11 protein-coding genes, 1 tRNA gene and 1 pseudogene are annotated in these 9,151 nt (G+C 75.3%); 8 read left to right on the forward strand and 5 right to left on the reverse strand.

Going from position 1 to position 9,151, the window contains the following annotated elements:
- The 3 genes and pseudogenes from ACYVKY_RS07750 to ACYVKY_RS07760 all read right to left on the reverse strand — a co-directional run.
- Positions 1–741: pseudogene (locus tag ACYVKY_RS07750) on the reverse strand (hypothetical protein); the annotation flags it as partial.
- 58 nt (positions 742–799) lie between these two features.
- Positions 800–1,516, reverse strand: coding sequence for a sirohydrochlorin chelatase (locus tag ACYVKY_RS07755; protein ID WP_460434397.1), 717 nt, complete (start codon positions 1,514–1,516; stop codon positions 800–802).
- Positions 1,501–2,535: an adenosine deaminase family protein gene (locus ACYVKY_RS07760; RefSeq protein ID WP_460434398.1), complete on the reverse strand. Its 1,035-nt coding sequence runs from the start codon at positions 2,533–2,535 to the stop codon at positions 1,501–1,503. The genes ACYVKY_RS07755 and ACYVKY_RS07760 overlap by 16 nt, the downstream gene beginning before the upstream one ends.
- 161 nt (positions 2,536–2,696) lie before the next feature.
- Here ACYVKY_RS07760 and ACYVKY_RS07765 point away from each other — a divergent pair, with 161 nt between their 5' ends.
- Both ACYVKY_RS07765 and ACYVKY_RS07770 read left to right on the forward strand, forming a co-directional pair.
- On the forward strand, positions 2,697–3,281 hold the full coding sequence (locus tag ACYVKY_RS07765; protein WP_460434399.1) for a hypothetical protein: 585 nt from the start codon (positions 2,697–2,699) through the stop codon (positions 3,279–3,281).
- Positions 3,278–3,808, forward strand: a complete 531-nt coding sequence (locus ACYVKY_RS07770; protein WP_460434400.1) for a hypothetical protein — start codon at positions 3,278–3,280, stop codon at positions 3,806–3,808. Before ACYVKY_RS07765 ends, ACYVKY_RS07770 begins: the two co-directional genes overlap by 4 nt.
- A 22-nt stretch (positions 3,809–3,830) precedes the next feature.
- On the opposite strand, the gene ACYVKY_RS07775 is transcribed toward ACYVKY_RS07770, so the two are convergent.
- The gene (locus ACYVKY_RS07775; protein ID WP_460434401.1) at positions 3,831–5,090 is read right to left on the reverse strand and encodes a pyridoxal phosphate-dependent aminotransferase; all 1,260 of its coding nucleotides are present in this window, start codon (positions 5,088–5,090) and stop codon (positions 3,831–3,833) included.
- Positions 5,091–5,321: 231 nt separating this feature from the next.
- Between ACYVKY_RS07775 and ACYVKY_RS07780 the strand changes: the two genes are divergently transcribed.
- The 6 genes from ACYVKY_RS07780 to ACYVKY_RS07805 all read left to right on the forward strand — a co-directional run bounded on the left by ACYVKY_RS07780 (position 5,322) and on the right by ACYVKY_RS07805 (position 8,569).
- Positions 5,322–5,394 (forward strand) — tRNA-Trp (locus tag ACYVKY_RS07780).
- Positions 5,395–5,503: 109 nt separating this feature from the next.
- Positions 5,504–5,779, forward strand: coding sequence for a preprotein translocase subunit SecE (gene secE / locus ACYVKY_RS07785; protein WP_460434402.1), 276 nt, complete (start codon positions 5,504–5,506; stop codon positions 5,777–5,779).
- 65 nt (positions 5,780–5,844) lie between these two features.
- Positions 5,845–6,672 carry a transcription termination/antitermination protein NusG gene (nusG, locus tag ACYVKY_RS07790; RefSeq protein ID WP_460434403.1) on the forward strand — a complete coding sequence of 276 codons (828 nt, stop codon included), beginning with the start codon at positions 5,845–5,847 and terminating at the stop codon, positions 6,670–6,672.
- A gap of 77 nt (positions 6,673–6,749) precedes the next feature.
- On the forward strand, positions 6,750–7,181 hold the full coding sequence (gene rplK / locus ACYVKY_RS07795; protein ID WP_460434404.1) for a 50S ribosomal protein L11: 432 nt from the start codon (positions 6,750–6,752) through the stop codon (positions 7,179–7,181).
- Positions 7,182–7,279: 98 nt separating this feature from the next.
- Positions 7,280–7,999: a 50S ribosomal protein L1 gene (rplA, locus tag ACYVKY_RS07800; RefSeq protein WP_460434405.1), complete on the forward strand. Its 720-nt coding sequence runs from the start codon at positions 7,280–7,282 to the stop codon at positions 7,997–7,999.
- Positions 8,000–8,176: 177 nt separating this feature from the next.
- The gene (locus ACYVKY_RS07805; protein ID WP_460434406.1) at positions 8,177–8,569 is read left to right on the forward strand and encodes a hypothetical protein; all 393 of its coding nucleotides are present in this window, start codon (positions 8,177–8,179) and stop codon (positions 8,567–8,569) included.
- Between the two features lie 9 nt (positions 8,570–8,578).
- Here ACYVKY_RS07805 and ACYVKY_RS07810 read toward each other — a convergent pair.
- A partial coding sequence (locus ACYVKY_RS07810; RefSeq protein ID WP_460434407.1) for a helix-turn-helix transcriptional regulator occupies positions 8,579–9,151 on the reverse strand: 573 nt, incomplete at its 5' end.

The raw sequence follows: 9,151 nt of genomic DNA on the forward strand, positions 1-9,151 counted from the left end.
GGCGCTGCTCGAGACCGCCAGCAGCCCGCCGAGGGTGAGGGCGCAGCCCGCGGCCGTGCCGCGCAGGACCCGGTGGGCGCTCGCGCGGCGCAGCGCGGCGTCGGTCACCGCGTCCGCCCCGGCGACCGCTGGACGGACCAGCACCAGCCGCGCGGTCGCGGCGGCCAGCACGAGCAGCACGAGCAGGGCGAGCAGCACCGGCGCGGCGTAGGGCGCGCCGGGGAAGGGGCCCGCCGACCACGTCGCGGTGCCGTCCGCCGACGCACGCGTGAGCGCCCGGCCCGAATCGTCGGCGACGACGGCGCCGACGAGCGCCGCCGCGACGACCAGGGCCGCCAGCACTGCGGTGAGCACGAGCGCCGGCCGGGGGAGCACGTCGGCGAGCCGGCGCCGCGCCAGCAGCCCCGACCGCCGGTCGCCGCGAGGACGCGGCCAGGTCAGCTCGGTCAGGGCCAGCACGAGGGTGTGGGCCGTGGCGCCGACCAGCAGCAGCACGGCCAGGACCTGCCCCTCGGCGACGCCCTCGAGCACCCGGCCGGCGACCACGCCGAGAGTGAGCACGACCGCTGCGGCGACGACGACGGCGAGCACGCCGCCCCGGACCGCGTGCCGGCGGGCGGCGGCGGCGCCGACACCGATCTCGGCGTCCGGGCGCGCGGTCGCGGCCAGCGCCAGCAGTACGACCAGGGCGACGACCGCGAGCAGCGCGAACGGGACCAGCAGCACCAGCGCCAGTGACATGGCCACTCCTTCTGTATCTATGAACTAGTTCATTGATACAGAATGGTCCAGCAGGTCGTCAAGCCCCGGCGGTGGCCCGCTCGAGCACCAGGTCGACCAGCCGCTCGTCGACGACCGGGGCGCCTCCGCGCACCGGCAGCAGCGGCTCGCCCACCAGGTCGGCTCCGGCCCGGGCCAGCCGGTCGTGGAAGAACCCGGGTGCCAGCAGGTACCCGGCCAGCGCCACCCGGCGACCGGGGTGGGCGGCGCGCGCTGCGGCGACCGCGTCCGGCACGGTCGGGAGGGCCTTGGACCCGTACCCCACCGACACCGGCCCGTCCCAGCGCTCGCGGACGCCGGCGACGACGGTCTCGACGTCGGCGACCGCCCGCGCGTCGCTCGACCCCGCCGCCGCGACCACCACGACGTCGCCGGCGTCCGCGCCCGACTCGCGCAGCCGGTCGACGAGCAGGTCGGCCAGCCGCGGGTCGGGTCCGAGCGCCGGCGTCGCGCGGACGCCGTCGGCGTCGGCCGCCCGCGCCACGTCGACGTGCACGTGGAACCCGCCGGACAACAGCAGCGGGACGATCGTGATCGGCGAGAACCCTTCGGCGACAGCGGCTCCCACGACCTCGTCGACCTGCGTCTGCTGCACGTCGACCCACGTCTCGCGCACCTCGCCGCCGGCGCGCGACCGCACCGCGGCCACGAGCGCCGACACCGCCGCCTGCCCGTCCGCGTCCGCCGTCCCGTGCGAGCAGAGCACGAGCGCCGGGCGGGTCACGTCGCCAGCCACCGCTCGACCTCGGCCAGCAGGCCGGCCTTGACGTCGGCCGGCGCCAGGCTCGCCCGCAGCGAGGACGCGGCCAGGTGGGCCACCGCGGCGTCGTCCATGCCGTGGTCGTCGCGGGCCGACGCGTACTGCGCGAGCAGGCGCGAGCCGAACAGCAGCGGGTCGTCGGCGCCGAGGGCCACCGTCGCGCCCGCCTCGACGAGGGCGGGCAGCGGCACGTCGGCCATCGTCGGGAAGACCCCGAGCGACACGTTGCTCGCCGGGCACACCTCGAGCGCGATGCCGGCGTCGACGAGGCGCCGCAGCACCGCCGGGTCCTCGCCCGACCGGACGCCGTGGCCGATCCGGTCGGGCGCGAGGTGGTCGAGCGTCACCTCGACGTGGTCGGCACCGAGCAGCTCGCCGCTGTGCGGGACGCTCGCCAGACCCGCCCGCCGGGCGATGTCGAAGGCGGGCGCGAACTCGGACGTCCACCCGCGCCGCTCGTCGTTCGACAGCCCGAAGCCGACCACGGTGCCCGCGCCCTCGCCCGCGTACCGCGCGGCGAGCCGGGCCAGCGTCCGGGCGTCGAGCGGGTGCCGGATGCGGCTGGCCGCGACGACGACCGCCACCTGCGTGCCGGTCTCGCGGGAGGCGGCAGCGGCCTCGTCCAGGACGATCTCGAGCGCCGGCGTCAGGCCGCCGACGAACGGCGCGTAGGACGTGGGGTCGACCTGCATCTCGAGCCAGCGCGAGCCCTCGGCGGCGTCGTCCTCGGCGGCCTCGCGGACGATGCGGCGCATCGCGGTCTCGTCGCGGACGACGGCGCGGGCGGCGTCGTAGAGGCGCTGGAAGCGGAACCAGCCCCGGGCGTCGGAGGTCAGGTGCACGCCCTGCTGCTCGCGCAGGGTCGCCGGCAGCCGCACGCCGCGCTCGTCGGCCATCTCGACCAGCGTGGCCGGACGCATCGACCCGGTGAAGTGCAGGTGGAGGTGGGCCTTGGGGAGGGTCGCGAGGTCGCGTCGCGCACCCGGGTCCACCATGACCCGATCCTGCCAGCGACGCCGGCGCGCGCTCCGCCCGGGGCGTGGCCGGTGGTGCCGCCGGTCGGTGATGATGAGCGCGCGTGCTCAGGGTCGGACGCCGCAGCCGCGGCCACGATGGGCGCGCCGCAGCCCGCCCCCACCACCAGGAGACGCGCCCCATGTCGCAGCAGCCCGGCCCGCACCCCCCGCACGGCCACGAGCAGTGGGGGGCCACCGACCCCTGGACCCAGCCGCAGCCGACCGCGCCCGGGCCCCAGCACCAGCAGGGCCCGCCGCCGGGGCCGCACCCGCAGCAGCACCCTCACGGCCCGTACCCGCAGCAGGGTCCGCAGCAGGGTCCGCAGGGTCCCTCGACCGGCGACCGGCTGCGGCAGACCTGGAACGGCGAGGCGCCGCTCGGGCTGCCGCCCACCCCCGTCCTCGTGCGCGTCGGCCAGCTGGCCGCCCCGGTGCTGGTGCTCGTCTCGGTGCTGCTCCCGTTCGACGACCTGCCCCTGCTCGACAACGTGCTGTGGTCGCTGTGGGCGCTCGCCGCCGCCGTGCTGCAGGCGCTGTCCGCCCTCGGCCTCGGCGGCTCAGACGAGCGCCGGTGGACGATCGCCGCCGTCGGCACCGGCGGCCTGGCGCTCTACTGGCTGCTCGTGAGCCTGCCCACCGTGGGCACGAGCTCCGGCTTCCTGGTCACCGCCGCGACGGCCGCCGCGGTCGCCGGCGTGCTGACGATGCCGGGCCGCCGGCTGTGAGACGGCCGTCGGCCGGGCGCGGGCGGCTGCCGCTCGCGCCCACCGGGACGCGCGGCTGGCTGCTCGTCGCCCTGGCCCTCGGCGCGCTGTCGCTCGCCCTGCCGTGGGGACGGTTCCTCGAGACCACGGTCGGCCCCGGGACGATGACGGCCGGGTACTGCAGCACCGTGTGGAGCGCCGACGGCGGGGCCACGATCGACTGCATGCCCGGCCTCTACTTCCCGGGGATGGTCCTCACCGACGACGGCGTGCTCACCGGCGCGGCGATCCAGCCGCGGGTGCTGCTCGTGCTGGCGGCCCTGCTGGTGTGGCGGGCCTACCGCCGGCGCGACGCGGGGCGCGCCGTCACCGACCCGGCCGCCGTGCTCGCGGTGGCGCTGGGCGTCCTGGCGATACCGCTCGTCGGCCCGGCGGCGCAGTCCGGCCAGGTGGTCTGGGCGCTGGGCCTGGCCGCCCTGGTGGTCGCGCTGCGCCGCGACGGCCTGCTGGGTCTGCCGGACCGGCTGCGCCGGCCCGCGTCGGCGTGAGCGCCCGGGGCCGGCGAGGCGGTCAGCGGGCCTCGGACAGGAGCTGCTGGATGCGGCCGACGCCCTCGGCGAGGTCCTGGTCGCCGAGCGCGTACGACAGCCGCAGGTAGCCGCTCGGCCCGAACGCCTCACCGGGCACCACCGCGACCTCGACCTCCTCGAGGATCAGCGTCGCGAGCTCGGCCGAGGTCATCGGCGTCCGGCCGCGGATCTGCTTGCCGAGCACGCCCGCGACCGAGGGGTAGGCGTAGAACGCGCCCTTCGGCACCGGGCAGACCACGCCCGGGATGTCGTTGAGCATGCCGACCATCGCCCGCCGGCGGCGGTCGAAGGCCTCGCGCATGCTCGCGACCGCGGACAGGTCGCCGGTCAGCGCCGCGACCGCGGCCCGCTGGGCCACGTTCGACACGTTGGACGTGGCGTGCGACTGCAGGTTGGTGGCGGCCTTGACGACGTCGCGGGGGCCCGCGAGCCACCCGACCCGCCAGCCGGTCATCGCGTACGTCTTGGCCACGCCGTTCAGGACGACGCAGGTGTCGGCGAGCTCGGGCACCTCGACGGGCATCGAGACGAACCGCGCGTCGTCGTAGACCAGGTGCTCGTAGATCTCGTCGGTGACCACCCAGACGCCGTTGTCGAGCGCCCAGCGCCCGATCTCGCGCACCTGCTCGGGGGAGTAGACGGCGCCGGTCGGGTTCGACGGCGAGCAGAACAGCAGCACCTTGGTGCGGGCCGTGCGAGCCGCCTCGAGCTGGTCGACGGTGACGAGGTAGCCGGCGTCCTCGCCCGCGAACACCTCGACCGGGACGCCGCCGGCGAGCCGGATGGCCTCCGGGTAGGTGGTCCAGTACGGCGCGGGCAGCAGCACCTCGTCGCCCGGGTCGAGCAGCGTCGCGAACGCCTCGTAGACGGCCTGCTTGCCGCCGTTGGTGACGAGCACCTGCTCGGGGGCGATCGCGTAGCCGGAGTCGCGCCGCGTCTTGTCGGCGATCGCCTGCTTCAGCACCGGCAGGCCGCCCGCCGGCGTGTACCGGTGGTTGGCCGGGTCGGCGCAGGCCGCGACGGCGGCCTCGACCACGTACCCCGGCGTCGGGAAGTCGGGCTCGCCGGCGCCGAAGCCGATGACCGGGCGGCCCTCGGCCTTCAGCGCCTTGGCCTTGGCGTCGACCGCGAGCGTCGCGGACTCGGCGATGCCGCCGATGCGGGCGGAGACCCGGCCGCGGGGGCGGTCCTCGGCGGGGACGGTGGGGGCGGCGGTCTCGGACGCGCTCTGCTCGCTCACGTGCCGCATCTTCCCACCTCCCGCGCGGCCACCGGCGCAGGTGCCCGCGTGCCGGACAGGTCGCCGTGCCGGACGGGCCCCCTGCCGGAAGCGTCGGAGGGCGGCCGGGAGCGCATTCGACCTGCACCCTGCGGGCCACGTACACTCGGGGCGGTGGTTGACGGCTGCCATGCTGCGGCACGCCCTCGGTGCTCCGAGGTCGCGCGGACGGCTGGCCGCCTCCGACCCCGAAGGGCAGTGGCGCAATTGGCAGCGCACCGGTCTCCAAAACCGGCGGTTGTGGGTTCGAGTCCCTCCTGCCCTGCGGTTACCGCAGCACACCGACCGCACCGGTCCGGCCCCGGCCGTCCGGCGCACCAGCGCGGTGCACCCCGACCGGGCGCGCCGACGACGACCGACAGGGACCAGACGACGTGACCCAGACCCGGACGGGCGAGCCCGACGGCCGCGACGAGCGCGACCGCAAGGACCGCTCGAAGCCGGCCCGCAAGGGGCTGTTCGCGCGGCTCGCGCTGTTCCTGCGCCAGGTGGTCGCCGAGCTGAAGAAGGTCGTGCGCCCCACGCGCAAGGAGCTGGTCACCTACACCTCCGTGGTGCTGGTCTTCGTGCTCGTGGTGATGGTCTACGTCTCGGCCCTCGACTTCGGCTTCCGCGAGCTGGTCGGCTGGGCCTTCGGCAACGGCGACTGAGTCGCCACGCGGCCCCCGGGCCGCGCCGCAGCACGTCCGAGCAACGAGGGAAGCAGGTCCGCACCGTGTCCGAGCAGTCAGAGCGCACACCCGCCGACGAGGTCGACGAGGGCACCGACGCGCTCACCGTCCAGGAGGCCGACCTCCAGGCCGCCGAGGCGCACGACGCCGCCGAGGCGTCCGACGAGGACGCCGCGGACGAGGCGAGCACGGACGAGGCCGACACCGAGGACGACACCGAGGACGCCACCGAGGACACGACCGGCGAGCCCGACGAGGACGTCGACCCCGTCGAGGAGTTCAAGGCGAACCTGCGGGCGCAGGTCGGCGACTGGTACGTCATCAACTCCTACGCGGGGTACGAGAACCGCGTGAAGGCCAACCTCGAGAACCGGATCTCCTCGCTGAACATGGAGGACTACATCTTCGGTGTCGAGGTGCCCATGGAGGAGGTCACCGAGATCAAGAACGGCGTGCGCAAGCAGGTGCGCCGCGTCCGGGTCCCGGGCTACGTCCTCGTCCGGATGGACCTCACCGACGAGTCGTGGGGCGCCGTCCGGCACACCCCGGGCGTCACCGGGTTCGTCGGGCACACCCACCAGCCCGTGCCGCTGAGCATCGACGAGGTGTTCTCGATGCTCGCGCCGACGCTGGAGGTCAAGGAGACCGCGGCCGCCGGCGGCGGCGCGGGCGGCGGCGCCAAGGCCGCCGAGCCCACCGTGGTCGACTTCGAGGTCGGCGAGTCCGTCACCGTGATGGAGCCGCCGTTCGAGACCCTCCCGGCCACCATCACCGAGATCAACCCCGACTCGCAGAAGCTGAAGGTCCTCGTGTCGATCTTCGGCCGCGAGACCCCGGTCGAGCTCGGTTTCAACCAGGTCGCCAAGATCTGACCCCCCAGAGCCCCGGACGGCGCCCAACCGCCCGGCAGCACCACCGAAGCACTCACGACTGAAGGACTCGAGAGCACATGCCTCCCAAGAAGAAGGTCTCCGGCCTGATCAAGCTCCAGATCAACGCCGGTGCCGCGACCCCCGCGCCGCCGATCGGCCCCGCGCTGGGTCAGCACGGCGTCAACATCATGGAGTTCTGCAAGGCGTACAACGCGGCGACCGAGTCGCAGCGCGGCAACGTCATCCCGGTGGAGATCACGGTCTACGAGGACCGCTCCTTCACCTTCATCACCAAGACCCCGCCGGCCGCCGAGCTGATCAAGAAGGCCGCCGGCGTCGACAAGGGGTCCGGCGAGCCGCACAAGACCAAGGTCGCCAAGCTCACGAACGAGCAGGTCCGCGAGATCGCGCAGACCAAGCTCGAGGACCTCAACGCCAACGACATCGACGCCGCGGCGAAGATCATCGCCGGTACCGCCCGCTCGATGGGCATCACCGTCGAGGGCTGAGGCTCCGCCCCCGCACGACCAGCACCACCAGTGGCAGGGCCCGCGCTGGCCCCCCGACCACGACTGCCAGCAGCACGACGAGACAGAGAGCAGGAACCATGCGCAGCAAGAGCTACCGCGCCGCCGCCGAGAAGATCGACCGCGACCGGCTGCACGCCCCCCTCGAGGCCGTGCGCCTCGCCAAGGAGACGGCGACCACGAAGTACGACTCCACCGTCGAGGTCGCGATGCGCCTCGGCGTCGACCCCCGCAAGGCCGACCAGATGGTCCGCGGCACGGTCAACCTCCCCCACGGCACCGGCAAGACCGCTCGAGTCCTGGTCTTCGCCAACGGTGACAAGGCCGAGGCCGCCCGCGCGGCCGGCGCCGACCACGTGGGCTCCGACGACCTGATCGAGAAGGTGGCCGCCGGCTTCACCGACTTCGACGCGGCCGTCGCCACCCCCGACCTGATGGGCAAGGTCGGGCGGCTGGGCAAGGTCCTGGGCCCCCGCGGCCTGATGCCGAACCCGAAGACCGGCACGGTGACCATGGACGTCGCCAAGGCGGTGCAGGACATCAAGGGCGGCAAGATCGAGTTCCGCGTCGACAAGCACGCCAACCTGCACTTCATCATCGGCAAGGCGTCCTTCGACGAGAAGAACCTGGTCGAGAACTACGCAGCCGCCCTCGAGGAGGTGCTGCGGCTCAAGCCGTCGTCCTCCAAGGGCCGGTACGTCATGAAGACCACGTTCTCCACGACGATGGGCCCGGGCATCCCGGTCGACCCGGCCAAGACCCGCAACCTGCTGGTCGAGGACGCCGCCGCCGAGGCCTGAGCCTCCCGGCGGGTCCCCCCGCACCACCACGACGCCCCCGTCGGCCCCGGCCGGTGGGGGCGTCGTCGCGTCCGGTGGGACCCCGGTTGGGCCCGCGGACCCGTGCGCGTCGGGCACCCGCCGGGGCACGGTGTGCGCTCGCGTCCCGCGCACGGCGGGACAGGCAGGAGGCGCCCGATGCCCGCGACCGCCCTCGACGACCTCGCCGGCGCGCGGATCACGACCGTCCGCCGGGCGGTGCTGCCCGGGGACGGTGCGACCGCGACCGGTCCGCTCGAGCTCGTCTTCGACTACACCCGCGCCCGGACGCTGCGGGCCTCGTCCGGCGGCGGGCTGGACGTCGAGCTCGGCCCGTGGCGGGCCCCGGCCGGACCGGGGCGCTGGGAGCTCGCCGACGTGCCGGCCGACGGCGCGGGGACGCTGCGCGGCGCGACCGTGCTGGGCGTGGAGTGGGAGCACGACGGCACCGGGACGCCGGTCGGCGTCCGCGTGCTGCTCGCGCACGGCGGCCAGCTGGCGGTGCGGGTCGCGGGCGGCGACCTGCACGTGCGCGCCGAGCACCGCTCCTGACGCCGGCGCTCAGCCCGCGGGCCGTCCCCCGGCGGTGGTGAACCGGGCGGCCAGCACCGTCGCCGCCTCCCGCAGCTCCGCCGGCCCGACCACCTCGAGGTCGGCGTCGAACATCGCGACCGTCGCCAGCAGGCCCGTCCACGACCAGGAGCCGAGCACGACCCGGCTGCGGTCCGGTGCCAGCGCCTCGACCAGCGAGTCGCGCGGCAGCCAGCGCGTCACCAGGTCGGCCGGGGCGTGCACGACCACCTCGCCGCGGCACGGCCACTGCTGGGCGGCGAGGCCCTCGAACCGCGAGGCGACGAAGGTCGCGACGTCGCCCTCGGGGAGCGGGCGCGGGGCGAAGCGCGGACCGGTCGGCGTGCGGGGGGTGACCCGGTCGACCCGGAAGGTGCGCCAGTCCGCCCGGTCCAGGTCGAACGCGACGAGGTACCAGCGCCCGCCCCAGGTGACCAGGTGGTGCGGCTCGACCCGCCGCGGCGGCGACCACCCGCGCTCGCCCGCGTCCTGCGCGCCGCGGCCGGAGGCGCCGGCGTAGTCGAAGCGCAGCACCTCGCGCGCCCGCACGGCGCCGCCGAGCGC

The sequence above is a fragment of the Angustibacter speluncae genome (genome assembly GCF_054777815.1).

Excerpts from the sequence above, each read along its gene's own strand:
- ACYVKY_RS07760 (WP_460434398.1), bottom strand. The coding sequence starts at position 2,535 with ATGGTGGACCCGGGTGCGCGACGCGACCTCGCGACCCTCCCCAAGGCC.
- ACYVKY_RS07765 (WP_460434399.1), top strand. The coding sequence starts at position 2,697 with ATGTCGCAGCAGCCCGGCCCGCACCCCCCGCACGGCCACGAGCAGTGG.
- rplK (WP_460434404.1), top strand. The coding sequence starts at position 6,750 with ATGCCTCCCAAGAAGAAGGTCTCCGGCCTGATCAAGCTCCAGATCAAC.
- rplA (WP_460434405.1), top strand. The coding sequence starts at position 7,280 with ATGCGCAGCAAGAGCTACCGCGCCGCCGCCGAGAAGATCGACCGCGAC.
- ACYVKY_RS07805 (WP_460434406.1), top strand. The coding sequence starts at position 8,177 with ATGCCCGCGACCGCCCTCGACGACCTCGCCGGCGCGCGGATCACGACC.